Raw genomic sequence first — 272 nt, forward strand, 5'->3', positions numbered from 1 at the left:
GGCAGGTCGTGCCGATCGACCAGGTGCAGCTCGACTGGGAGGCCGCGTGGGCCGAGGCCTACCGCATCCAGGTCCGCGACGACGAAGACGCCCCCTGGCGGACCGTCGCGGAAGAAGCCCACGGGACCGGCGGCGAGGTGATCCACCGGTTGGAGGGCGACGACGTCACCGGCCGCTGGGTCCGGGTCGTCGCAGACCGTCGGCACACCGCGTTCGGCGTCTCCCTCTGGGACCTCCGCGTCACCTCGACGCAGGGCGAACCGACGCCGGAC

1 protein-coding gene is annotated in these 272 nt (G+C 73.2%); it reads left to right on the top strand.

Annotated features, from left to right (window positions below):
- Positions 1–272 (top strand): discoidin domain-containing protein (locus tag BIU91_RS15105; protein WP_139196872.1); only part of this gene is annotated, 272 nt, incomplete at both ends.

The organism is Curtobacterium sp. MMLR14_002 (genome assembly GCF_001864975.1).
Classification (GTDB): domain Bacteria; phylum Actinomycetota; class Actinomycetes; order Actinomycetales; family Microbacteriaceae; genus Curtobacterium; species Curtobacterium flaccumfaciens.